General features: G+C 43.0%; 15 protein-coding genes and 1 pseudogene. 8 read left to right on the top strand and 8 right to left on the bottom strand.

Features of this window, described 5'->3' with window-relative positions; genetic code table 11:
* Window positions 1-136: 136 nt before the first annotated feature.
* Both CDG79_RS20315 and CDG79_RS20310 read left to right on the top strand, forming a co-directional pair.
* Window positions 137-571: a hypothetical protein gene (locus CDG79_RS20315; protein ID WP_094343743.1), complete on the top strand. Its 435-nt coding sequence runs from the start codon at window positions 137-139 to the stop codon at window positions 569-571.
* A 442-nt stretch (window positions 572-1013) separates the two neighbouring features.
* Window positions 1014-2384 (top strand): DUF3370 domain-containing protein, encoded by a 1371-nt coding sequence (locus tag CDG79_RS20310; protein WP_094343727.1) that lies wholly within the window; start codon window positions 1014-1016, stop codon window positions 2382-2384.
* Window positions 2385-2483: 99 nt separating this feature from the next.
* Here the strand turns inward: CDG79_RS20310 and CDG79_RS20305 are convergent, their stop codons facing one another.
* Window positions 2484-7058 (bottom strand): beta strand repeat-containing protein, encoded by a 4575-nt coding sequence (locus CDG79_RS20305; protein WP_094343726.1) that lies wholly within the window; start codon window positions 7056-7058, stop codon window positions 2484-2486.
* Window positions 7059-7123: 65 nt separating this feature from the next.
* Window positions 7124-8227: a TIGR03032 family protein gene (locus tag CDG79_RS20300; RefSeq protein WP_094343725.1), complete on the bottom strand. Its 1104-nt coding sequence runs from the start codon at window positions 8225-8227 to the stop codon at window positions 7124-7126.
* Between the two features lie 802 nt (window positions 8228-9029).
* Here CDG79_RS20300 and cysC point away from each other — a divergent pair.
* A pseudogene (gene cysC, locus CDG79_RS45530) lies at window positions 9030-9720 on the top strand (adenylyl-sulfate kinase).
* 31 nt (window positions 9721-9751) lie between these two features.
* On the opposite strand, the gene CDG79_RS20285 reads toward cysC, so the two are convergent.
* Window positions 9752-11761 carry an ABC1 kinase family protein gene (locus CDG79_RS20285; protein WP_094343724.1) on the bottom strand — a complete coding sequence of 670 codons (2010 nt, stop codon included), beginning with the start codon at window positions 11759-11761 and terminating at the stop codon, window positions 9752-9754.
* Window positions 11762-12006: 245 nt separating this feature from the next.
* Between CDG79_RS20285 and recN the strand changes: the two genes are divergently transcribed.
* The 5 genes from recN (at window position 12007) to CDG79_RS20260 (ending at window position 19453) form a co-directional block, all read left to right on the top strand.
* Window positions 12007-13755 carry a DNA repair protein RecN gene (gene recN / locus CDG79_RS20280; protein ID WP_094343723.1) on the top strand — a complete coding sequence of 583 codons (1749 nt, stop codon included), beginning with the start codon at window positions 12007-12009 and terminating at the stop codon, window positions 13753-13755.
* Window positions 13756-14408: 653 nt separating this feature from the next.
* A complete protein-coding gene (locus CDG79_RS20275; protein WP_223278226.1) occupies window positions 14409-15065 on the top strand; it encodes a hypothetical protein in 657 nt (218 codons plus the stop codon).
* 98 nt (window positions 15066-15163) lie between these two features.
* On the top strand, window positions 15164-16363 hold the full coding sequence (locus CDG79_RS43860; RefSeq protein ID WP_094343722.1) for a hypothetical protein: 1200 nt from the start codon (window positions 15164-15166) through the stop codon (window positions 16361-16363).
* 2 nt (window positions 16364-16365) lie between these two features.
* The gene (locus CDG79_RS20265; RefSeq protein WP_223278225.1) at window positions 16366-17649 is read left to right on the top strand and encodes an O-antigen ligase family protein; all 1284 of its coding nucleotides are present in this window, start codon (window positions 16366-16368) and stop codon (window positions 17647-17649) included.
* Window positions 17650-17725: 76 nt separating this feature from the next.
* On the top strand, window positions 17726-19453 hold the full coding sequence (locus CDG79_RS20260; protein ID WP_094343741.1) for a hypothetical protein: 1728 nt from the start codon (window positions 17726-17728) through the stop codon (window positions 19451-19453).
* 145 nt (window positions 19454-19598) lie between these two features.
* Here CDG79_RS20260 and efeB read toward each other — a convergent pair whose 3' ends face one another.
* From efeB to CDG79_RS20235, 5 genes are all read right to left on the bottom strand, one after another.
* Window positions 19599-20867, bottom strand: a complete 1269-nt coding sequence (gene efeB / locus CDG79_RS20255; RefSeq protein WP_094343721.1) for an iron uptake transporter deferrochelatase/peroxidase subunit — start codon at window positions 20865-20867, stop codon at window positions 19599-19601.
* A gap of 30 nt (window positions 20868-20897) precedes the next feature.
* Window positions 20898-22088, bottom strand: coding sequence for an iron uptake system protein EfeO (efeO, locus tag CDG79_RS20250; protein WP_094343720.1), 1191 nt, complete (start codon window positions 22086-22088; stop codon window positions 20898-20900).
* Window positions 22089-22198: 110 nt separating this feature from the next.
* Complete coding sequence (efeU, locus tag CDG79_RS20245; protein ID WP_094343719.1) at window positions 22199-23032, bottom strand: iron uptake transporter permease EfeU; 834 nt, start codon at window positions 23030-23032, stop codon at window positions 22199-22201.
* Window positions 23033-23523: 491 nt separating this feature from the next.
* Window positions 23524-24723: a DUF4159 domain-containing protein gene (locus CDG79_RS20240; protein ID WP_094330618.1), complete on the bottom strand. Its 1200-nt coding sequence runs from the start codon at window positions 24721-24723 to the stop codon at window positions 23524-23526.
* A 173-nt stretch (window positions 24724-24896) separates the two neighbouring features.
* Window positions 24897-25966: phage tail protein (locus CDG79_RS20235; RefSeq protein WP_317616594.1), on the bottom strand; the 1070-nt coding region annotated here is incomplete at its 5' end.

Raw genomic sequence — 25966 nt, 5'->3', positions numbered from 1 at the left:
ACATTACCAAAATCAAAATATCAATTCTGGTACTTAATTATTTTATTAAATTTTTTTTGAATTTTGAGAGAAGTCGGAGCGCCGACTTCCGGCGATCTCAACTTCGGTGATTTTGAATTGGAGCGAAGCGACTTTCATGCTATATCTAGCCCAGGTGCGTAAAAACGATTTTTTAGACCAGCACCAGTTACGCTTGTTGGCGCGTCAAGAAGCTGATAACTTGTGGGCGATAATTCCAGAAGAGGCTTTCATTCTGCTAGGAAAGGGAAAGATCGTCAGTGAGAACTTACTTGTTTTAGTAGAACTTTCCCCTACAGGCGACATTGAAAAAATAGAAGACGCTACCAACTGGGTACTCCATCTGGTACAAAACTATCTCACCATTGGCATTACCCCAGAATTTTTGCAGCACGAAGCCGAACGAGCAGAACATTGGCGACAATCCTTGACGTTGCAAAACCAAGACTTAGCGCGGCGTTCCTTAGAATTAGAAGCCCGTCGCGAACAAATTCAAGCCTTAGAAGAAAGCCTCAAACGCGAGAAAAACGGTTATCCCCAAGAGGAAAGTTAAAGGCAATGCTTTTGAGAGTCGCATAGCGCCTAGTGACAGCTTGGCCGACTTTCCCCAAAATCAGGGTTTCAGATCAAATCCGTTTGTATCGGAATTATTCCTTTTTCCTCTCCCTCTGCGCCGCACCAGTTGCTTCAACGGGGGGAACCCCCGCAACGCACTGGCTTCTCAGCGTCTCTGCGGTTTTTTAATCATTTAAAAGATACTAAACTTCTAGCTTATGCTCCCAGACTCGGACAAATTATCCTCCGAGTGACATTTAATAAAAATTTAGAAATTCTTTCCCCAAAGACAGTTTAAGAATTTCATTCACGGGTATTGGCTTTAAGTGAATGTCAACATAAAAATTTTATGGCGTAGGTGAATAAAGCGCAACCTCATACAGAATTGGTATAAGTATGCTGTACTCTTAACTTCACCGATAAATTTATTTTTGATATAAATGCTTAATTTTATTTCCTATTTGCTTTTGGCTCAAGCAGCGCCTTCTCCAGCAACTGAACCCCAGGAAATCTTCATTCCCCAACAAACAAGACCTTTACCCGGACATCTTGATCCAATACCAGTATTTAACAGTAATAACCCAGAAGTAGTTCAGAGTGAAGGTATTCTGCTGTCTACATTTCCTCCCCAGGGTAAAAGAGTGCCTAGCGCCCACCTGAACTTTCTATGGAAGGGACGCTTTGATTTCTTTTCTCATCATATTGCTAGAGCCATTGAGACTCCAAATGATTTGCGGACTCTTTATTTAGGGGTGATTGTTTACAATCCCAGCGATCGCCCTGCAACTATAAATATCTTACAAGCAGCCAGTTATGTTAGTCAACCTGATGCACCTTTTCTCAAACTTCCCCCCATGCAGTCAAATAATTCGGGAAACATTTATGCTGGGCCAGGCGATCGCGTTATGAATGATGTGCTACGAGGAAAACGGCAGTTAGGATGGCCAGCCCAGTTGCTAATTCCACCAAAACAAAGCCGGATGTTAATGAATCATCCAATTCCAGTGCGTCCTTTAACACCGCCATTGAATGGACGTTCTACTTTGTTGCGTTTGTACAGTGATAGTCCAGTTTATATGGCGAACCTAGCCATGTTTGCCAAACCCAATCCAGATGCTACTGAACGAGCGCCCACTTTAAAAGAATGGGAGAGCTTGTTAGAAAATGGTGATTTTGCAGGGCCGCGTGAACCTGCCCCTAGTCCTCCAAATAACCTGACAGCGACAGCAGAAATTTACGGTCGGGTAGCGGCGGTAGCTGTTGGCTCTCGTTGGCAAGCACGAGTTACCAACTCCAATAGTTCATACCTGACAATCCCCGCTTCAGGACAAGCTTTTTCCTACGGCTTAAGTACCCTTTTGGCAGGTAAAATGGGTACTGGACAAAACCAAACTGCCAAACTCGCGGTGCGTTATCCTGGTACTGCTTACGAAGCTCACGGCAACTACGGCATTGAATACAACATCTCTTTACCCTTAATCAACAATACGGACAAACTACAAACTGTAAATATGCTTTTCCAAACACCTATCAAAGAAGACGAGTTAAGTAAACCTGGGCTTCGCTTTTTTTCACCACCCCAACCATCCGTCTTTTTTCGAGGCACAGTTCGTATTCGCTACAATGACGATAATGGCTTACCCAGAACTCAATATTGGCATTTAGTTCAACAACGGGGACAGATGGGACAACCGCTTGCTCAATTAAAAATGTCTCCAGGCCAGCTGCGATCGGTAGAAGTGGATTTTCTCTACCCACCAGATGCCACACCCCCTCAAATGTTGACAATTCAAACTGTAGACCAAAAATAAGGCAGAGGAAAGAAGGTAAGACTTACCTAAAAAACGTTTATAGACGCGAAGTTTCGCGTCTATACATAGGTTTATGCTAAGTTAATAGTTTTAGCAAAGTTAGGCAATCACAGTAATATTTGCACTACCAAGCAGTGCGTTATTCGAGAATTGGGCTATTTGAACTTGTGCTGTACCACCTAATCCATCTTTATCAAAGAATAAGCTACCCGTACTTTGATTGTAGATGAAGCGATCGCTTGCGGTTGTAGCGATCGTACCAAGTCGGAACAAGCTCTGATCGAGTGTTGTATCCTGAGCTTGGCTCAGTCCAAATTCCGCCTTAGAAATGAAGATAGTATCATCAGCACCAGTAAAATCGGTAATTGTATCATAGCCTCCAGTGCGGGTATCAGTCAGATATAAGCTATCTCGACCAGCTCCACCACTCAGCGTATCTTTACCAACTCCACCATAGAGGCTATCATCACCTATACCGCCTACTAAGCTGTCATTACCCGAATTACCAAAGAGGCGATCGTTACCATCTCCTCCGCTCAAGGTGTTAGCACCAGTATTTCCCATCAGGATGTTATTAAGGCTGTTACCAGTACCAGTGATTGCTCCGGTTCCAGTCAGGGTCAAGTTCTCCAGGTTATCTCCCAACACCCAACTCACCGAAGAGTTAACTAAATCTGTGCCTGCATTTAAGCCTTCAGTAATAATATCGCTGAGGTTGTCTACCGTGTAAATGTCATTACCATCTCCACCATTGAGACTATCAATCCCTGCACCTCCATCCAAGGTGTCATCGCCTGCACCACCAATTAGGCTATCATTGCCTGAGCTACCAAAGAGACTATCCTTACCATCTCCTCCAGTCAAAGTGTTCGCACTACCATTTCCAATCAGAATATTATCAAGGCTGTTACCAGTACCAATTGTCGCACTTCCAGTCAGAGTCAAGTTCTCCAGGTTATCTCCCAACACCCAACTCACCGAAGACTTAACTAAATCTATGCCTGCATTTAAGCCTTCAGCGATCGTATCCTTCAGGTTGTCTATGGTGTAAACATCATTGCCGGCTCCACCATTGAGACTATCAATCCCTGCACCTCCATCCAAGGTGTCATCGCCTGCACCACCAATTAGGCTATCATTGCCTGCACCACCAATTAAGCTATCATTGCCATCTCCTCCGCTCAAGATGTTAGCACCAGTATTTCCAATCAGTACGTTATCAAGGTTGTTACCAGTACCATTAATTACCCCGCTTCCAGTCAGGGTCAACTTCTCCACGTTATCTGCCAACACAAAACTCACCGAAGACTTAACTAAATCTATGCCTGCATTCAAGCCTTCAGTAATAGTATCGTTCAGGTTGTCTACGGTGTAAACATCATTGCCGGCTCCACCATTGAGACTATCAGTCCCTAAACCTCCATCCAAAGTATCATCGCCTGCACCGCCCAACAAAGTGTCATTACCTGAGCTACCAAAGAGGCTATCGTTACCATCTCCTCCGCTCAAGATGTTAGCACCAGTATTTCCAATCAGGATGTTCTTAAGGCTATTACCAGTACCATTGATTGCGTCGGTTCCGGTCAGGGTCAAGTTCTCCACGTTATCTGCCAACACAAAACTCACCGAAGACTTAACTAAATCTGTGCCCGCATTTAAGCCTTCAGTAATTGTATCGCTGGGGTTATCTACGATGTAAATATCATTGCCGATTCCACCATTAAGACTATCTGCTCCTAAACCTCCATCCAAGGTGTCATTACCTGCACCGCCCAATAAGGTGTCATTACCTGCACCACCAATCAGATTATCGTTACCATTTTCTCCGCTCAAGATATTAGCGGCAGTATTTCCAGTCAAGATATTATTAAGGCTGTTACCAGTACCATTAATTGTGTCGGTTCCAGTTAAGGTCAAATTCTCCAGGTTATTTCCCAACACCCAACTCACTGAAGACTTAACTAAATCTGTGCCTGCATTTAAACCTTCAGTAATAGTGTCGCCGATGCTGTCCACAATATAAGTGTCATTGCCTTTACCACCAATGAGGCTATCGTTGCCTGTACCACCATCTAACAAATCATTACCATCGCCACCATCGAGCGTGTCGTTATCACCTAGTCCGTTGAGCGTGTCATTGCCCAGCAATCCTGAGATGATATCCATATTCACCGTACCAGTCAGGTTGTCTGCACCTGAAGTGCCGTTATTCGCATTTGTGACTTCATTAATGCTCAAGTTGACGGTAGCAGTACTACTGCCTCCGTGACCATCACTTATGGTGTAAGTGAAGCCGTCAGAGCCAAAATAGTTTTGACCAGGAGTATAAGTGTAAGTACTATTACCGTTGTCAACTAAAATTCCTTGGCTAGGTTGGGTAAAGCTAGCAATGCTCAATACGTCACTGACATCCACATCTGTATCATTGCTCAACAAAGTAGTAGCGCTAATGATAACGGGTGTGTTTTTGTTTGTGGTGATGCTATCGTTAACAGCGATGGGAGCATCATTTACCGCCGTGATATTAATATTGCGGGTAACGACGGTACTATTTGCAGTTCCATCATTAACTATAAAGCTGACAGTACGAGGTGTGAGGCTTGGATTATCACTGCTGTTGGTATAAGTAATGGAACGCAGTGCTGTTTGATAATTAGCAACACTGGAACTGCCAGTTAAGGTTAAGATGCCTGTGTTGCTGTTGTAGCTACCTGTAATTCCATTTTGGTTGGTGAAGGCAAGAATGTCTTGAGCAGAAGCGAAACCACTACTAATACTGATGGTGGCACTGGAGAGGTTAGCGGAGTCTAAATCGCTGACTGTGATGCCTGAGTCGATAGCTGTAATGGCGTTCTCAGTGTATGCCAGGTCCGCGTTGGTGGCACTAGCAACAGGCGCATTATTCACTGCCGTAATATTAATATTGCGGGTAACGGTGGTACTATTAGCAGTCCCATCATTAAGGACGAAACTGATGGTACGAGGTGTAGTATTGGGGTTATTGCTGCTGTTGGTATAAGTAATGGAACGCAGTGCTGTTTGATAATTAGCGACGCTGGAACTGCCAGTTAAGGTTAAGATGCCTGTGCTGCTGTTGTAGCTACCTGTAATCCCATTTTGGTTGGTGAAGGCAAGAATGTCTTGAGCAGAAATAAAGCCACTGCTGATACTGACAGTGGCATTAGCTAGGTTGGTGGTATCTGCATCGCTAACGGTGAAGCCTGAGTCGATGGCTATAATGGCGTTCTCAGTATATGCTAGAGCAGAGTTTGTGGCAGTAGCAACAGGCGCATCATTCACCGCCGTAATATTAATATTGCGGGTAAGGGCGGTACTACTAGCAGTCCCATCATCAACTACAAAGCTGACGGTACGAGGTGTAGTATTGGGGTTCTCACTGCTGTTGGTATAAGTAATGGATTGTAGTGCGGTTTGATAATTAGCAACGCTGGAACTGCCAGTTAAGGTTAAGACACCTGTGTTGTTGTTGTAGCTGCCGATAATCCCATTTTGGTTGATGAAGGTGAGAATGTCTTGAGCAGAAACAAAACCACTGGTAATGGTGACGGTGGCACTAGCCAGGTTGGGAGAGTCTGTATCACTGACGGTAATGCCTGAGTCAATGGCTTTAGTGGCGTTTTCGGTGTAGGCCAGAGCAGAGGCAGAAGTAGAGGTGATTGTCGGGGGAACAAGAGAGCTGTTGTAGACTTGAGCATATATCCCATTGCTAGAACCGTCTTGACCATTGCTTTGCCAGGAAATGACATACTCCCCATTAGCCGCGATCGCTACTTTGGGGTTGCTTTGAGAGTCGTTGGTGGTGGTATTGACTCTAAATTCGTTTCCTTGGGCTACCCCGGCACTGTTGTAGCGTTGGGCATATATCCCAGTGCCAGAACCATCTTGACCATTGCTAGTCCAGGAAATGATAAAGTCTCCATTATTGGCATTTATCGCTACTGTAGGGTTAATTTGATTGTCGTTGGTGGTGGTATTGACTCTAAATTCGTTTCCTTGAGCTACCCCGGCACTATTGTAGCGTTGGGCATATATCCCATATCTAGAACCGTCCTGATTATTGCTTTGCCAAGAAATCACAAAGTCCCCAGCCGCATCCATCGCTACTGTCGGGCTAATTTGATTGTCGCTGAAGGTGGTATTGACTTGGAATTCGTTTCCTTGAGCTACCCCGGCACTATTGTAGCGTTGGGCATATATCCCATTGCCAGAACCATCTTGACCATTGCTAGTCCAGGAAATGATAAAGTCCCCAGTGGCATCGATCGCTACTGTCGGGCTAATTTGATTGTCGCTGAAGGTGGTATTGACTTGGAATTCGTTTCCTTGAGCTACCCCGGCACTATTGTAGCGTTGGGCATATATCCCATTGCCAGAACTATCTTGACCATTGCTAGTCCAGGAAACAACAAAGTCCCCAGCACCATCCATCGCTATTATAGGGTTGATTTGATTGCCAGTGGTGGTGGTATTGACTTTGAATTCGTTTCCTTGAGCTAGCCCGGCACTGTTGTAGCGTTGGGCATATATCCCATTGCCAGACCCGTCTTGACCATAGCTAGTCCAGGTAATAACAAAGTCCCCAGTCGCATCTATCGCTACAGTGGGGTTAACTTGTTCGTTGTTGGTATAAGTATTAACTTGGAATTCAGTCATGAAAAAACCTCTGAAAAAAACTAAAAGTTTGATTTCAACAATTACGCTTTGATTAAGCAGACTCTTTAATCATTCGGAATCACTGCACTTGGTCGCAGCCAGTAGTTCAACTCTGGTGCAGTAAATGCTTGGCGGATTTCTTTTCGTTCCTGATTTAAAACCATCGGACGCTGTACACCAGCAAGAAACTGCACATCATAAAGTTCTTGACAGCCTGCGGTGAACTTTAGCATCCCTACCTGCTGCCCATTTCGTAAATCCACTACTGCCACACCACATAGCAACTGCTCAAAACGTTGGGCAATGGGCAACCCCCCAAAAATATGCCGTTCCCGAATCTGGCATAGTCCCACTAGGGCGTAATACCCCACGCAGCACAACCCCCGCAGAAATCCAGGGAGTACACAGACTACCTGTTTGTCCCCTGATTCTGGATGAATGCGCCATATTTCCCCAGCACCAGAATTGAGCAGCCACAAAAATCCGTCATGCCAGATTGGGGAATGGGGCATTGATAATCCATCTACAATAATTTCATTGCTCTCTACTTCCACAACGACCCCACCGTTGGCTTTACCTGGTCGCCATCCGCCGACGGTATCTGTTGCACCAAGGGCAGTCACATACTTGGGGTTGCCATCCACCATCGCCAATCCATTCAGGTGGCAACGGTCTTCTGGTACTACTTGGGAAATAAATTTGGGATGCCAGCGCGGTACAAAGCTAAAGTCTGGACTCAAGGCAGAAAGACAGGAAAAGCGGGTGTTGACAATCCATAGTCCTTCTCTGCCAAATTCTAGGTCGTGAATGTTCAAGTCGCCTGTGAAGTATGCCATCCGTGGTAGGTAGAGGGCATCGTAGCGTCTGGGCTGGTCTTCTAAAAACTCATAAGCTAATGCGGGCGCATTGGCTAACAAACAGACTTCGTGATGGCTAGCCAGTGCCAGACGGGAACCATGAACTGCTAACCCCATTGGTTTGGAAAATTGGCGTAACAGCATGGTTATCTGTTGTCCATTCCAGCCCACAACTGCTAGTTTCCCGGCTTGGTAGGTGGTGATGGCAACTGAGCCTCCAGTTTGACTTAGCCAGGAGATAAATCCGCGATCGGCATCACACTGAATGAAGTTATTCTCTTCTGGGGCAGTAGTGGTAGAGGTGGCTAACATAAATAAGTTGAATTAAATTTCAAATTTTGTTGGGGAAATTTGGATTTAGTTGAATACAAAAAAAGAGTCAGTGGCTCTAGCCCTTAAAATTGAGCGATAAATCGCTCACTACGAATCGTGAAAAACTAATGACACAGAATAGTATTGGTCACGTGAAGTTTGAAGGGGAATCAACCACAGAGGCACAGAGAACACAGAGTTAGAGGAAAAAAAGATGTTTAAGAAGTATCTCACTCAGCAAACTTGCCTTCATAGACTACTAAGGGTGTCATAATTGTCAATAAACAAGCCTGTACTAGGAACACACCTAATCGCCCCCAGACAACAAGTCACGCCGCTATAAAGCTAAAGCTGCACTGGATTTAATCTTTGTAAACATTTTGAACTTAGTTTTTTTATAATTTCTTAGTGGTAAATTTTATTTAGTATTACATTGTCATAATAAAGACTATTTCTTTAAATAAAATCTGTATATTTACTGAATATAAAACTTATTCAAAACTTTAATAATTTGCAGCCCGCCTCAGCCGTTTTCTTGGTATGCCGAGAAGGATTAGGCTTGATAAAGTGAGTAGATGTGACATTGCCAACTGCTATATTAGGTATTTAGCCGAGATCCATATAAGTGCAATCAATAAGCTTGAAATTAGTGAGAACAAAAGTAATAAATACTACAATAAGTACTAAGCAATGTCTGAAATCTCTGCTAAAAAAGGATTATAAATAAAATTGCTATTTAACCTGAAATTACCCAAAAAAGCTTTTTTTGGGTGTGCCATTTGAAGTGTACTGTGGAGTTAGGATGAAACAAGAAGAGTATGGTGTGACAGTATGGTTCACTGGTCTCAGTGGTGCAGGGAAAACTACTATCTGTCAATTTGTGGAGAAGGAACTGCGGATACAGGGCTACAGAGTTGAAGTCCTGGATGGCGATGCGGTGCGTCAGAATCTATGCAAAGGGTTGGGTTTCAGTAAAGAAGATCGAGAAGAGAATATTCGGCGCATTGGCTTTGTGGCTCATCTTCTTGCCAGAAATAATGTAATTGTATTGGTTTCGACCATTTCTCCTTACCGCGAAATTCGAGAAGAAGTGCGCCAAAATATTCCATGTTTCATTGAAGTTTACGTCAATGCATCATTAGAAGTTTGCGAACAGCGAGACGTAAAAGGCTTATATAAAAAAGCCAGATCCGGGGCAATACTGCTCGGTTAAGCATTTTTAACTCGGAATCGGGTTTGGGGAAAAGGGTAAAGGGTAAGGGTTAAAGGTTTTTTCTTTCCCTTTTCCCTTTCCCCTTTTCCCCAAAACCCGAGAAGTATTGAGATCCGGGGAGATTAAGCACTTCACTGGTATTGACGATCCGTATGAAATACCACTTCATCCTGAAGTTGAATGCAAGACTAACCAAGAAAGTGTTGTCCAAAGTGCAACTAAGGTTTTAGAAAAGCTGGAAGAGTTGGGTTACATAGTTGCTAATGTTAATGATTTATGAGTTAAAGAAAGTTTTTAACTCATAACTCTTACTAGGATGCCAATAATTGCCGGATCAATCTGGCTACAGCTTTTTGTGTGAAGCGATTGGCAATTTGTTGACCTAAACGTTGTACATCGGAATTTACCAACAACTGGGAAATTTGGGACGCAAGTTGTAGTGGGTCAAAGCCTCGTGTTTCTCGGAGAATACCTAATATACGTTTGATATGTTCCAAAGTTTGTTGTTGCTCAACTGTCGCTGCTGGAGTTTCATTAACTGCTGTCAATCCTACCCGTTCCCGCAAGAGGGAGGTAAAGTTATGCAAAACATTTTTACCTAAAGCATCGAGTCCATTAATAGATTCATCTACTAGCTTGTCACGAATGAAAGCACCGCGTTCAGATGATAGAAATTCTATGCCTTGGTTCAGCACTAAGTTAAAGTCGTAGTCTTGACTATTACGCGCATTACGTAACAAGTTTTCTAAGCGATTCCAACGAAATCTACCATCTTTAAATAGCAAATCTTGCAATGATGCTCTTAATTGCGGTGCTGTGTCTGTTAACAGGCGTTTGGAAACGTAGGGATAAGCTTCGCTGAGGACTTTAAAGTTGGGATCTATAAATATTGCAATCCCTTCGAGGGTAACAAGGGAGCGAATAATTAAGGCGTAGTAGGGCGGTACGCGGAAAGGATACTCATACATCAAAGCCGATAGTTCATCGGTGATGCTTTTAATGTTCAGGTCGGCAACACTGGCTCCTTGAGCATCAGCAAAGACTCTGGCAAAAGCTGGGATAATTGGTGTTAAATCGGTTTCTGGTGATAGGAAATCTAATTTAACGTAGTCTTTTGCTAAACCTTCAAAGTCACGGTTGACGACGTGGACGATCGCTTCAATTAAACCATAACGCTGTGGTGGCTTAATCTCGCTCATCATCCCAAAGTCAAGATAAGCCAATTTACCGTCTGGCGTTGCTAATAAATTACCAGGGTGGGGATCGGCGTGGAAAAATCCATGTTCTAGCAGTTGGCGCAGGGAACACTGGACACCCACTTCAATTAGATAACGAGCATCTATGCCTTGGGCGCTAATTTCTTCTGTCTGGGTTAATTTAATACCGTTAATCCATTCCATCGTCAATACACGACGATTGGTATATTCCCAGTAAATTTTTGGTACGTAGATATCTTTTATGTGACCGTATAACTCGAAAAATCTTTCAGCATTTTCACCTTCATGGATGTAGTCCATCTCTTCAAAGATGCGATCGCCTAATTCATCAAGAATCCCAACTAAGTCACTTCTTACCCGTTTGACCTTTTTCTGCACCCAAGCGGCGAGTTTACGCAAGATATACAAGTCAATAGCGATCCGCTCTCTTAAGTCAGGACGTTGGACTTTTACAGCGACTTCTTCACCTGTTTTTAGCTTACCTTTATAGACTTGTCCCAAGGAAGCCGCAGCAATTGGCTGGGCGGAGAGTTCGGCGTAAACCTCTTCTGGAGGTGCACCTAGTTCTTCCTGGATAAACTGGTAAGCAAGTTCGTTGGGAAAAGGTGGTAATTGGTCTTGTAGCTTGGTTAATTCTTCTAGGTATACGGTAGGAACTAGATCCGGTCTAGTGGATAAAGCTTGGCCAATTTTGATGTAAGCAGGCCCCAGTTTGGTCAGCAATTCTCGTAGCTGAGTGGCTCGGCGGCGGTCATTTTTGACGACAATTCCCCGTTTACTATCCGACCACAACCCAAAAACAAAGGATAAAGTTGGCCCCAACACGGCAAAAATCCGCCGTAAAACTTCCAAGGGTCTGTTTTGGTAATGCGCCGCTATGCCCACAGGATCGTAAAGCATCTCTGGTTGGGCAGATGTCCTCACCTTTTGGGCAGCTAAGAGTCTTGCCGATGTCTGCGACGGGCTACGCCTACGCACAACTAAGCTTGGTGTAATATTTTCTGGCATTATATCTATAACGTCCAGTTCGCCTCGGCTATTTGTGCCGTTGCGACTGTCCTCCTGAATCGGTTGGGAACTAGGGGGAAGTGTCTTAAGAATCATGAAAAAGGCCACCAGTCAGAACGATCGCATTAAGTATTGTAACAATATGTTGAGGGATTGGGAATTGGGAATCGGGGATTGGGGTTCAACTAATTTTTTCCAGTACCCAGTCCCCAGAGGTTTGCTACACTTAAACGGGCATAATAATTAAATAGTAGTAGGTATTGCTGGTTGCTGAAAGATTGTACTTATTGTCCTGTAAATTAGAAGTATCCGGCATCTGCCCTCGTGGAGAATTTGGCTTGATGTTGCTTTGCCTGCGAATTGAAAACTTTGCCCTAATCGACCAACTGGAATTGGAATTTGGCGCTGGACTAAATGTGCTTACAGGTGAAACCGGCGCTGGAAAATCGATTATTTTGGATGCCATTGATGCCGCTTTAGGCGGTAAAGTCTCTAGTCGAGTGATTCGCACAGGGACGAGTCGCGCAATGGTAGAAGCGACTTTCACCTCAAATGCCCCCTTAGCCGCTTGGTTGACCGAACAAGAAATAGATTTGCTTGATGAAAATTCCGTAGTCATTAGCCGAGAAATCACAGCTACTGCTAGTAATATCCGCAGTCGATCGCGGGTAAATGGTGTGTTGGTAAATCGGCAGATTATGGGAGGAATGCGCGATCGCTTGGTGGAAATCACGGCCCAAGGTCAAACTGTACAAGTAGGACAATCTGCCCAAGTCCGCGACTGGCTGGATTTATATGGTGGCGACTCTCTAATGCAGCAGCGCCATAAAGTCGCTACGAATTTTAGTACTTACCAACAGGCGCATTTAGCATTAGAAAAACGCCGGACATCGGAACGCGAACGGTTGCAACAACTCGACTTGCTCACTTATCAAGTGCAGGAATTGGGAGCAGCTAATCTGTGCGAAGCTAATGAATTGGAACAGTTGGGACAAGAACGGGAACGCCTGAATCATGTCGTCGATTTGCAACAGATGAGTTACAAGGTCTATCAGGCTTTGTATCAAAACGATCGTGAAACGCCAGCCGCAGCAGATTTACTGGGAGACAGTGAAGCAACATTAAATGACATGGTGGAGTACGATAGTCAACTACAACACCTGTTGGAATTGGTTAGGGACGCGCAAGCTGCGGTAACGGAAGTGGGAAGACAGATAAATGCTTATGGAGATGGTTTGGAAGCCGATCCGCAGCGATTGGAAGAGGTGGAAGAACGGACTCAGGAATTAAAGCAAATTTGCCGCAAGTATGGGCCGACACTTACAGAAGCGATCGCTTATTACCAGCGTATCCAAGGGGAATTAGCCTTACTTAACGATAGCGAACAATCGATTGAAAAGCTAGAACAGCAAGAAAAGGCGTGTTTTGAAAAACTCACCCAAGCAAGTAATCAGTTAACTCAACTGCGGAGTAAGGCGGCTGCTAATTTAGAATCTCGTTTGATAGCTGAACTCAAGCCCCTAGCGATGGAAAAGGTGAAGTTTCTGGTTGAGATAGTGCCTGCTTTCCCCACTGCTATGGGAGCAGATAAAATTACTTTTACATTTAGTTCCAACCCTGGAGAACCACTGCAACCTTTAACAGAAGTTGCTTCTGGTGGGGAAATGAGCCGCTTTTTACTGGCGCTGAAAGCTTGTTTTTCTCAGGTTGATGTGGCTGGGACAATGGTATTTGATGAAATTGATGTCGGGGTTTCGGGAAGAGTCGCCCAAGCGATCGCAGAAAAATTACACCAGCTAAGTCAACGCAACCAAGTATTGTGTGTTACCCACCAGCCTTTAGTTGCAGCAATGGCCGATCGCCATTTCCGGGTGGATAAGCAAACTATTAATCAAGGCAAAGGTAAAAAAGCTAACAATGAAAATGCTGAACAGCGTACTGTTGTGCGAGTTACTACCTTGGACAATTTAACTACTCGTCGGGAAGAATTAGCACAGTTAGCTGGTGGTAAATCTGCAAGTGATGCGATCGCTTTTGCCGAATCTCTGTTATTGCAAGCTGCTAACCACCGTCGCGGGGAGCAAATTTGACAATAAGATTGTGTAATTAATTTTGCTTAGTTACTTACATATAGATTTTTTGTAAGAGTACAGCATTGCCCATTGGTGTCAATTTCAGGTAAAAGCCTATAGGTTTTTAGATGTCATACCCCTGGCATTTTTTGGAGTGCATTTACTTCATCAGCAGTTCATGAATTTCGGATAAAACTTTATGTATTAATTTAGTAGATACTTGTTTTAACAATCTAGTAAATATTGGGTTTTGATGAAGTAAACGTAGTGCAAACAGGTGGCTACTAAGTTAGCGGCAATCGACCTATTTACTTTAGATAAACTTCATAAAGTTTGGTTTAGTGATTCAGTAGATGCTGTTTTAATAGTTCAGTAAATATTGGGTTATCACATACTCCAAACGACCGTACATTTATCTTAATGCTTTCTAATTAGCTGTAGCATCAAGTACAGCAATGAATAGTTTTGCAACCTAGAAAAATAGAATTTATGCATCTACTATCTATTTGTGAATCCTCAAACAAAGAACATTCCTATAAAGCTTTTAGAGAAAGTGATTGCCCTGCATTTAAGAGAATATTAATGTTGTTGCCTTGGTGAGATGAAGCAAAGGGCAAAATTTTTCAGAAAAATCTGTATTTTGCAACAAATCATCATTCTTTTTCAGGACAATGGCATTAAGCCATACGCCAATAAATTTGACGGCGGATGAAAATCTGGAAATAGAGAGGGTAGCCAAAATGACATCTTTTGAATCGAATGAAATTAATGCCGTTGAAGTGGATAATGTCGGGTTTGAAACTGTGGTATCACAGAGGGTATTAACCATCCCAGAAGCCAAGCGCGGTGTCTATACTCCTGTAGAGCTTGGTATTCGTATTACTAATAATACGCAAAGTTTTTTTTACTTTTCATCAAATTTTTACTCGTTGTTTCCAGAACTGATAGCACCAGATGGTCAAGTAATGCAGACAGGTATCAGCTGCGAGCGGCTTAACCCACCAATTGAATCTGATTATGTGCTGGTAGTACCAGGGGAAACAGTAACTTTTTCTCGTGATGCTTTTCTTTTTTGGATACAGAACCGTAAGAAAAAACGTGACCGAAAGTTAACTTTGAACATCCCTTTTCCATATCAAGACATTTATAGTTTTTGCCCACTGTATCCAGGTTTATATCAATTTCGCTTCAAGTATCGTCAATCTCGTGAAGGTATGGAGGAATATTATCACTGGATTGAACCAACAGTATTACAAACAATATTACAAAATCTCTGGACTGGAGAGGTACTAACTCCACTTGTGGAGATTCGCTTAGTAGAGTCATAAATTGAAGTCAGTAATGAAATGAAAGTTGACCTTTTTACCTCATTTCATCACAAAAACTGATAAGTATTTCAAACTAAGTAACTACAAGAATAACAAAAATGATTAAACAACAATATTTTCTAGCTTTTTTAGCAACAAACTTACTAGTAGCACTGACAAATCAGTCCGCTATGGGCTTTACTCTTAAGTCTGGAAATGGTGCCATCAATTATTACAATCCTACAGTGCCATACGTTATAGATGCTAATACCAGAGGTACAACTTTTTTGTCACCTAGATACGTTGCCCCTATTCAGTTAGGTGGGACAAGAGCTTTCCTCAATATGCTCAAGAATGATGTTAGGTGGCGAGGTTGGGATTTCATATCTTCCAAGAAAAACTTATATGGTAATTTTGAAATTTCTGATTACTATGGCTGCGGGTCTCAAACTAATTGTGCTAAACAAAGACCGAACGACACAATCCGAGGTGGAGTAGGAGCTTATATTGATATAAAGTATAATCCCAAGAAAACAGACCCAGAACCAGGACAAGGAAAAATCCATTGGATTCAACATATAGTTAACAACCATGCTTCATTTGATGAACACCAAAGCACTTCCAGTGAAGGTTTACACGGTGTTCCTTACGACGGAATAGATATTCGCCCATTTCAGAACGTTAACCCATATTATCCCGGTGGAACCGAATTTTCCTTCTATGACAGACCTTATAGACCTGATGCCAAAAACCCTCACACCTGGTTTGCTGAACTTTACTTAGTTGAGGAAACAGCAGAAAGAGAAGTAACAATTTACAACGGAATCAGATGGGGTTGGATAAACAAAGTATATCGTCGTAAAAATCCCTTACCCATACCTATACCTATACGCATACCTGAAATACCTAAATTTGAGCCAATACCTATTCCCATTCCTAAAATTACTGATCTAGTTTGTAACCCTGGTAGTGGTGGCGGTGGCTGTAATAGAACACAAACTGACGGCATATTTGATAACGACAGTATCGAAAATATAAATCAGGAAATTTCTTATTCCAACATTGATGAAACCAACTGGACTGAAGACTTTGATTTTGATATCAATGACCCAGACTGGATTGAAGAACAAGACCCATCAGTGCCTGAATTTGAGAATTGGGATTGGACTTCTGACGAAGAACCGATTCTTGACGAAAACCAGGAAGAAGATAATTCTGAATCTCCTGTCTCCGTACCCGAATCCACATCTGCACTAGGACTATTAGCACTTGGCGCATGGGGCATAATGAAGGCGATGAAAATTCGCCTTGAAAAATAACCGTGAACCATCTCTACACCCTGCTATTTTCCCTTAGCATCATTCTCATCAATCCAATCGGTGCAATGCGCGGGGAAATCTGGACTCAACCAAAAGTATTTGCCATTAGCCTTATTTGCATACTCAACTTTTTAATCCTCTGGGAAGACAGGGAACACCTGAAACTCCCCCAAAGTTGGAAAATTAACAGACTACTCTGGGAAATATTTTTGGGAATTGGATTGATTGCAACTCTCGCTAGTCCTTTCCCCTGGCGATCGCTATTTGGTCAAGAACAGATGGGCGACGGCTTGCTTTACTGGCTGCTCATCGCCATCTTCACTCTTAGCAATAACTTATTACTCAGACTACACCCAGAAATAGCCCGTTCTCAACTACAAGGTTTAGTCATTGGTGGGGTAATTGTTGCCCTCAGCATCTTCCCCCAAGCCATTGACTGGCGCATTGATTATACAGCCACAACAGGACAATTGATCCAGTCCAACATTCTGCGGAGTACCATTTTTCAAAATCAGCAACCAATCGGCTTGTATTCCCATCGCGGTCATGCTTCATTTGTATTAGCAGCAGTGGCAATTATGACACTTGTCGGTTGGCAATGGCGGTGGATAAGTACCAATTATGCCGCGATCGCTGGCATCTTAATTATCCCAGCTTTGCTGCTCACTCAAACCAGGGCGGGAATATTAGCCTTACTGGTAGCGACTATTTATCTATTAGGACACCAGTATTACAAACTGTTAGTCCCAGCAACCCTTGTGTGTCTGCTCATAATTGGCATCGCTACCAGTACTAGGCAGATCAATAATGCACCTTTGATCAGACAAATTACATCAGACCGAGTTTATCTATGGGAAATGGCCAACCGTGGAACTAGTCAGCGTCCCTTACTCGGATGGGGGATGAATGGTTTCGGCGCAGTTTATCCATATATGCGCTACGGGAGAACAATAGCTAAGGTTATTCGTTTGGGTGATTTTAGTTTCGATTACCAAGATAAAAACGGGCAGATTCAGACGGCACAACTACCTACAACAAAAGCACACAATTTAATTTTAGATACAACTTTATCCGTAGGTTTTCTAGGGATGGCATCTTATCTGGGGCTGTTAATATTATGTTTATGGCAGGTTATCAAATCACCTTGCCAGGGCATTGAGGCGATCGCGATCGCCTATCTCGCTTTTACTTTCACCTGGTTCGAGTGTGCCCAATATACTCATCTGGCTTGGTGGTCACTCAGTTTCTTTGGAGTCTCTCATTGTCTTGAAAAAACTGCATCTTAATCAGGTTGTAATCATCTGCTTATTGTTTCTGCTAGGCAACACCCAGTCTCAGCCAGAGTCACAATGGACACCAAAAATGTCAGCAGAGTTTCAGCAGCGTTCCCAAGAAGCAATTACTCAACTTGCAGGTAAAAACTATGGGAATACAGCCTTCGAGAACGAGAAGAGATCCTACCCCAGAGCGATGATGGACTTTCTTGCAGGTAATCGAGAAAAAGCGATCGCATTTCTGCAATCAGAAGACGCAGATGCCGAGAGAAATGCTCACACCTTGGGAATTGACTTTTACTCTGGTTTTACCCTCAAAGGTCAAGTCCGCAAATACTTCTATTTTGGCAAATATCTTGACCCAAACTATCGCCAGCGAATGAAGGAAGCGATGGGGATTTTGACTGAAAAAGACCCGCTCACACGTACCTTTCCCCAACCTCGCAAATTTTGGGAACAGTCAACCGATAACTGCAATACTTGGGTAGACTGCCGCAATACTGATAATTTAAGAGCAATGCGGGAAGTCGCTGTCTATTTGTTTGCTGAAGAAACTGGGAACGAAGAGACACGCAAAATATATAAAGAACGCATCCGCCGCAATGTTCGCACTCTCTACCAAATTGGACAAGGAGAATGGGATTCGGAAAACTACTTGGGACACGCTGTTACGACTTATGTAAATCTTTATGACTTTGCTCAAGATCAAGAAGTCAAGTCACTTGCTAAATCTGCACTGGATTGGTTTTTTACTTCCGGGGCGCTGAAGTATTGGCGGGGTGGATTTGGTGGGCCAAGTAAGCGCGATTATAGTCAGGGGAATTGTGTTTGGTGTTCCCTTGCTACCCATGAATTAGGGTTGTACTTTGGTGATTCACCCTTGGCAGATCCCAAGCCTGACTCCGATGAAGTCCACCTAATTACTAGCAGCTACCGTCCCCCTTTAGCTGTTGTGGCTTTGGCGCGTAAGGAATTCAAAAAACCTCTGGAACTGCTAAATTCTAAACCAACTTACGAAAACTGGAAACCCGGTGCAGACAAAGCACCTCAGTTTCACGAAACCCTCTATTTTGGTAATTCCTTTCAGCTTGGCACATTAGCTCAAGGTTCCGGTGGTGACTGGAATGGCTTTAAGTTGATGGCATTTAATCAAAAACGCGGGGTTGATTACTTTATTGGCTCAACAGGAACAGACCCTACTACAATATCTACTTCTTCTATTGGTGGTGATAACATTGCTCAGTACCGCAATTTAGTTATCTGGCTCAACGATAAACCAAAAACGCCGTTTCAATTTTTCTTGCCCAAGTCTGCCAAGTTGGAAACCCACAATGGTGTAACTTTTATCTTGTACGAAAAGACATGGTTGGCGTTGACACCAATTAATTTGCTCCTAGAGGGAATTAACTCAACAGCAACGCAGAAAATCCACTCCAGATATCCCGATGACCAAATTCTGACTGCGGTGGGGACTGGAAAAACAGTAACTGGATTTGCCCTAGAAGTCGGTGAACAGGAAACCTACGGCAGTTTGAGGCAGTTCCAGCAGTCTATAGTAAATAAGTCACTCTTAAACCTCAAGCAGGTTAATAGTGGAGTAGTTGAGTATCAAGGGGTTTTTGGTCAGGTAAAACTTCAATATCAGGGTTTGGGTTTACCAAAAGTTTGGCGCAATGGATACTACCACGACTGGCAAAAGCATTTTGCTGTTTACCAAAATGCTGATGGTAATCAAATCCCAATTTATTTAGGATGGAAGGAAGGTAAGCTTAGAGTCGAGGCGGGTGGGTATCAGTTCCAAAGTCAAAGCAGGTAACTAGGACTTACGCATTGACAGGAAAGACCAAGTATAGATGATTGCAAAAACCAGATCCGTCGTAGGGGCAATTCATGAATTGCCCCTACGTGTGTACCTCACATAAATGAGAACCGCTATATAAATTTTCCCACCCACCTACTTACTACACCGTTGATGCTTCTAGTAATGACTGACCGAGATAACCTCCTTCACCCTTGACACCAGGTAAAGCGAAGAAATATCCACCACCAATAGGGCGAATATACTCCTCCAAAGGTTCCCCACTTAAGCGATTTTGTACAGTCACAAAGCCCTTTTCCAAATCAGCCTGAAAACAGACAAACAACAAACCCATATCTAAATGTCCAGCTTTGTCAAAGCCGCGTGAATAGTTGAAACCACGCCGCAGAATCAAACCCAATTCTGATTTGCGGGGATTAGCAAGGCGGATATGAGCATCTAAAGGGATTTGTTGACCTTTGGGATCTTGGGCATAATTGGGAATATCTTTCTCGTGCTTCATTCCCAAGGGTGCGCCAGAGTCCTTACTGCGTCCAATAATCGTCTGTTGCTCCTGTAGTGGTGTCCGATCCCAGCGTTCGACTAAGTTACGAATTACCCGCACCACTTGATAGCTTCCCCCTGCTGTCCAAGCTGGTTCGCCGTTGTTTGGCTTTACCCAAACAATCCGGTTCATCAATTTATCATCGCTAGCATCTAAATTTGCTGTGCCATCTTTAAAACCAAGTAGATTTCGCACTGTGGTTTTGCCAAGCTTTTTATGAGTATTGGGTGGTAGAAATCCCTCTATTTGCCAACGCAGAGTTAGCAAGTCAGGCAGATTCTTAATAATATCCCGCAAAGCGTGGATATTCGCTTCTTCTGTGTTGGCACAAAATTGTAGCAGTATATCCCCATGACACAAATCGGGATCGAGTTGGTCATTGGAAAAACCTGGCATGGTGTTTAACCGCTTGGGTTTCAAGTTGCCAAGTCCAAAACGGTTATTGAAAAGCGACTCACCCACTGCTAGGGTGATGGTGAGATTATCGGGAACCACTACAGACCCAAGAATTCCCGAATCATTGGGTGGAAATTTGGGGTCGCGTAGCTTGGGTGTTCCCCCTGCCATGAGAAACTGAATGCGATCGCTCAAGGTTTGAAACAATCGCACCAAATCCGCTTTGGTTTTAGCTGTTGTGTCAAATGCCACCATCAGGGCAGAAGCTGGGACAGGGGTAATAATACCTGCTTGGTGAATCCCAAAAAATGGCACAGTTTCTTCAGATGGGTCTTCGGTAGTTTCCGAAAGACTGCGATAACCCAAACTGGTCAAAGCTGCTACTCCACCGGCTGCTGCCATGCCAATCAGCAAATCACGACGGCTGATCCGGGGAGTAATGCGTAAACTTGGTTGTTTGGAACTAGACATACTTTACTTTTCTGGAAATTATGCAAAAATTTAATTAACGCCTAAAGTGCCGCGCAGTTGAGACAAATCTTCCGAAAGAGCAGCGATCGCTGTTTTCATATCTTTCTTGTCTGCGTCACTCACCTTATCGTAGGTAGCAAAACCACCATCAGGGGTTTTATACTTAGCAAGTCCTTGATTAACTTTGGTAAAGTTAGCATCCACACGCGCTAGTAAATCTGGGTTGGCTTTTTGGATGACGGGACGCAATAACTCCACAATCTTTTGGGAACCGTCTACATTAGCGCTGAAGTCCCATAGGTCAGTATGGCTGTAACGGTCTTCTTCCCCAGAAATTTTGGTAGCAGCCACTTCTTCAATCAAGCCAGCAGCACCACCAACCATATTTTTCGGTTCAATGGTCAAGGTAGCAATACGCTTTTGTAGTTCCAGTCCATCTTTCTGTAGCTTTTCGGCAAAAGGTTTCATCCCTTTTGTAGTTTTGTCTTGGAATAAAGCTTTCTCTAGACGATGGTATCCAGTGAATTGCGGGTCGGCCTCTTTTTTTGCAAAGTCATCAGCACGGGAATCCATCGTTTTATCGAGGTCGGAGAACAATTCAGCTATTGGTTCTGCGCGTTCCCAGTGAACATGGGTAGAGGCATAGAGTTTCTGGGCTTTAGGAAGGTCGCCAGCAATCACGGCATCGGTGAAGGTCTTGTTGTCTGCCACCAGTTGGTCAACTTCTTTGGTGACGTAGACTTTATACTCTGCGATCGCACCGACTAATTTACCTCGATCTACAGTTCCTTTAGCTTGAGAGTCTCCAACTCCTGCTTTGACAGTGATTTTCCCTTTGGGATTGCTGCGTAAACCGCAAGCCATATCATATTCACCTGGTTCTAGATTGGTTTTGAGTTTTTGAACGAAGCCAGGAGCAATATTCTCCCGTTCCTCAATGACTTTCACCCCAGACAAAATCTCCCACTCTAAAGGTTGGCTGCTTTTATTGGTAAGCACAAAGCTGTTTTGCCCAGATGATACCGTTAGCTGATTGGGTTCGCAACCTTTATCTGTCACAGTCAAAGCAGTTTCGGCAGAATTGTTAGTAGAAGTATCGCTAGCTACTTTAGCTTCTGGAGAATTACTCCCCAAAGTATCGCTTGATTTATTCGATTCACATGCAGCTACTGTCAAGGCAATCAGACAGATAATTGTTGAGTGCTTTAAAAAATTTTTCATTGTTGTATTTATCCTAAAAATTATTGAACTAACTACTACAGCACAGCCAAAATGAACTACCCCGATCAAATATCTAAAACCCTTATGCAATCGTAATTACGAATTACGAATTACGAATGCCTTGCTGTAGGCTTCTGTCCAGCGTTATCCCCCAAGAAGAACAGCAACATGGTAGGAATTAGATAAGCACAATAGGCGATCGCCTCGCTCACAGTCGGGGCATCGTTATACCCAAAAAATCCCGCCAAAAGTGAACCTATAAACCCATTATTAGGAATTACTCCACTAGCATCGAATACCACTGTTTGCAGTAAATTCCACACCCCAGCTTCATGGAAAGCTCTCACCCCACTTGCTAAGAGTCCAGCAGCAACCAGGATAATAAAGGCTCCTGTCCATTTAAAAAATCGCCGCAGATTGATGCGAATACCACCTTGGTAAATACCTATACCGACGGCTACTGCTGCTGCATATCCAAATAATGCTCCCATTGGAGCTTGAATTCCCAAATTTTGCTGGAATGTTGCCAGTAGAAACACTACTGTTTCCAAACCTTCTCGCAGCACAGCAAAAAATGCCATCCCCACCAATGCTGTACCCCATTTATCCCCTGACTGAATGGCTGTTTCAATTTGAGACTGTAACTCGCCTTTCATAGAACGAGCAGCACGGCGCATCCAAAAAACCATCCAGGTGAGAACCCCAACTGCGACGATGGAAATTACTGCTGCAAATAATTCTTGTTCTTGTTGTGGAAAATCCTGGCTAGTTATTTGCAAAATAATTGCAGCTACTAGACAAAAAAAAGTCGCTAGTGCAATGCCAACCCACACTGACTTCATCAAATGGGTACGCCCAGTTTGCTTGAGATAACTGGCAATGATGCCCACGACAAGTGCAGCTTCAACGCCCTCTCGGAACATGATCAAGAAGGGAAAAAGCATGGATAACCTTATTAGTTATAATTACTATCAAATCATCATGAGAATAATAACTTACTTGAGAACATTTGTATACAACTGCAAGTTAAAAAATCTCTAAAATCCTGGAAGCATAAATTTCTCGTTGAATTTACAGCCTGTCAAACATTGCAGACTGTAAATTATGTCAATCTATAAAAGAACTCCTAAGCTAAAACACATCTAATTTGCATATTCAAATTTGCTCAATATCTTGTGGGGTGGGCATCTTGCCCGCCCTGATTATGCAACTTAAATGCCGATTAGCTTAGTACGCGGTTGGTTTAATAAAGATGTCGTAGGTGCAATATACAGCAGTATTTCTTTGCATGAAGTACAAAGCTACGGGTTTGGAGGCAGGAGGCAGGAGATAGAAACTCTTTATATCTGATGCGTGAGTCCTGCATTTTGTACCTAACTTACCTGCAATCTGCTGTATATTATTTGCAGCAATGCCTACCCGACTAACTTGACTTTCACCACTGTCCTGAATTATCTTCTTGTTGCAAACCTATCAACTGTCGCCGCTTCCAAGCATAGTGAAGAATATTAATTCCAAGTTCCTGGGCTGTACGAATAGTCAATCTGGGTAAATTCAAATCTCTATCCAGTCCCCAAGCTGTTGCTAAATCACCAATTACTAAAATAATTCCGCCACCAATTAACAATTTAATTTGCTGTTGATTAACCATTGGCAAGGCAGCAAACAAAAAAGGTTTTGTCCTTAAAGGATGACTCCGTTGCAATTCTTCTAAAGGTCTTAAAGGACTTTCTAACTGTTGTGCTAATGCTTGAGTACTCTCAATTAAAGCATTAGCATTTGTTGGTGCATCGACGAGAAGCACACCACCTAAATTTAAATAATTTTTGAGGGATTCAAATTCGAGACTATTTAAAGAAATTGCCTGTCCACCTGTTAGATAAAGTAGGTCATAATCTTGAATATTTTCTCCTAAAGAAACCTGACCTGGTTCATCAGACCCTCGTAAACTGGGATACAGGGGTTCTACTGCTTGTAACAAATACGAAAGGCTGAAAAAATTACGCGCACAATCAGGATCGCTATGAGTTGCCTGTGCCATACAAACAAGTGCTTGAGGACGCATTTGTGCCTGACGACGATAACGCAAATCAATATTGTTATATCCAGGAAAGAAAGCATCCGCAGGTTGGGTAATTTCAGTATTTCCTGGTTGCAGAAGTATGCGGCATATTTCTATTTCTGAACTGGCTGGTATAGAGTTTCTTTGGTCAATGCGATAGGTTTCTTGAACAATATCTCTTTGCTGTCCACGCCTCAATTCATCAGGGTCTACATAGCTAACTACTAAGTAGATCATGAGTGGTTCAGAACTTACTACTTCTATATCAATAGGAAAATCATAAGAAGTCGGTACAACAATTAGATTACCTGCTAAATCAATTGCAATACCAGGTTGAATTTGCACCCAACGTCCATCTCGATATCTAGCTTCTACAAGGCTAGGGGCTGTCACATCTCGCACGCCTAAACCGCAAACAATTCCTGGTTGGTTTAAACTTTGATATTGAGCATTTTGCCGATTCCGATGATAATCATGGGCTGTGCGCCAGCGTTCTGCATTGATTAGTAACCCGTCTGCGGCTTGCAGGCGTTCCAAGGATTTGATTGGTGGGGGTGGGAAAGGATGGGACATAGCGATTTTAGATTTTGGATTTTGGATTAAAAGTCTATTTTAGGAGTTTTAAACAATACTACCTATTCAAGATGTAAGGTGTGTTATGCCAAAGGCTAACGCACCTTTAATTATCGATGGTGCGTTACGCTAAAGCAACAACACACCCTACAATTTAATTTAAAATTATTTATTTAATTAGAAGGATTTTCAATAGATAATTCGTATGTGCAAAAAGCAGGTTTTTCTTGTTCTATAATTCTTTGGATAAGTTGCTCGTTAATGATGCCACTAGAAATATTTGAACGCAAACGAACTATAAAATGATATGGTTGTCCACCTGCTAAAACTGCATTTCCTAATTGGGCATCTCCTATGATAAAACTGGGGCCGAAAGGTTCTGTAATACTAATATGTTTATCAGCTTCATCAGGTAAATGTTCGTCTAGTGGTAAACCAGTATAAAGATGTAAATAAAGACGTAATCCTTTACGAGTTCCCCGCCAGCGATATAGTTCTACAGCCCGACGAATTAAACGCCGTTGTTGCTGGAGATCCCAAATAGAATCTACTTGCCAAGCAACCCAATGAGCCATAAAGGGTAGTAATGCTTGCGGTGCTGTCAAAGGATCGAGGTTTGCCCACATGACGTTGTAACTATCAACGATTGGTTGAAAAGCTTGCTCAAATATTTTCATGAAGCGACCAATAAAATCGACTTCTCGATACAAAATTGGCAAGAATTCCATGTAGGCGGTGTAGGGACGGATATATAAATCGAAATACTCGCTTCTCTCGATTTGTTCGTTATCCGTGCCTCGGTCTATATGTAAAGTAATTAGGCTGCGAAAATTGAGAGTTAATTTGTCTTTTTTTCCTGGAGAAATTGCTTCTTGGTCTTCAAAAAATGTGTCGGGAATTGAGAAGTAGAGAACAGCATCCATTTGTCCGCGAGGCGGTATTTCACTACCTTCTGTGCCAATTTGACACCATTGGGATGGAAAGTTTCCTTCAACGCTTAAGCTTACCCGCAAAGGACGTTGTTCTAAGTTTTGCACTTGCACAATCATCTCGCTGGGATGTCCAGGATGCAAGAGTAAAGTACGTCCACCTACATCCATATCCGCGTTTGCAAATCCTAAACCCGCCACAGGTAAAGCTTCGGGTATTTGCATTGGTGTTAATTGAATGCTTACAGCCGGACTAGAGCGACTTTGAACCATAGGATTAGGGATTGGGGGTGGGGGTAGAAGAGGCAGAGGGG

Source organism: Nostoc sp. 'Peltigera membranacea cyanobiont' 232, from assembly GCF_002245985.1.
In the GTDB taxonomy this organism is placed as follows: Bacteria; Cyanobacteriota; Cyanobacteriia; order Cyanobacteriales; family Nostocaceae; genus Nostoc.
Note: the sequence above shows the minus strand (reverse complement) of the source record. Positions and strands in the feature narration are given on the sequence as shown.

Excerpts from the sequence above, each read along its gene's own strand:
- CDG79_RS20260 (WP_094343741.1), top strand. The coding sequence starts at position 17,726 with ATGTCAGCAGAGTTTCAGCAGCGTTCCCAAGAAGCAATTACTCAACTT.
- CDG79_RS20285 (WP_094343724.1), bottom strand. The coding sequence starts at position 11,761 with ATGATTCTTAAGACACTTCCCCCTAGTTCCCAACCGATTCAGGAGGAC.
- CDG79_RS20275 (WP_223278226.1), top strand. The coding sequence starts at position 14,409 with ATGGCATTAAGCCATACGCCAATAAATTTGACGGCGGATGAAAATCTG.
- efeB (WP_094343721.1), bottom strand. The coding sequence starts at position 20,867 with ATGTCTAGTTCCAAACAACCAAGTTTACGCATTACTCCCCGGATCAGC.
- CDG79_RS20310 (WP_094343727.1), top strand. The coding sequence starts at position 1,014 with ATGCTTAATTTTATTTCCTATTTGCTTTTGGCTCAAGCAGCGCCTTCT.
- CDG79_RS20240 (WP_094330618.1), bottom strand. The coding sequence starts at position 24,723 with ATGTCCCATCCTTTCCCACCCCCACCAATCAAATCCTTGGAACGCCTG.
- CDG79_RS43860 (WP_094343722.1), top strand. The coding sequence starts at position 15,164 with ATGATTAAACAACAATATTTTCTAGCTTTTTTAGCAACAAACTTACTA.
- CDG79_RS20305 (WP_094343726.1), bottom strand. The coding sequence starts at position 7,058 with ATGACTGAATTCCAAGTTAATACTTATACCAACAACGAACAAGTTAAC.
- CDG79_RS20315 (WP_094343743.1), top strand. The coding sequence starts at position 137 with ATGCTATATCTAGCCCAGGTGCGTAAAAACGATTTTTTAGACCAGCAC.
- CDG79_RS20300 (WP_094343725.1), bottom strand. The coding sequence starts at position 8,227 with ATGTTAGCCACCTCTACCACTACTGCCCCAGAAGAGAATAACTTCATT.
- recN (WP_094343723.1), top strand. The coding sequence starts at position 12,007 with ATGTTGCTTTGCCTGCGAATTGAAAACTTTGCCCTAATCGACCAACTG.
- efeO (WP_094343720.1), bottom strand. The coding sequence starts at position 22,088 with ATGAAAAATTTTTTAAAGCACTCAACAATTATCTGTCTGATTGCCTTG.
- efeU (WP_094343719.1), bottom strand. The coding sequence starts at position 23,032 with ATGCTTTTTCCCTTCTTGATCATGTTCCGAGAGGGCGTTGAAGCTGCA.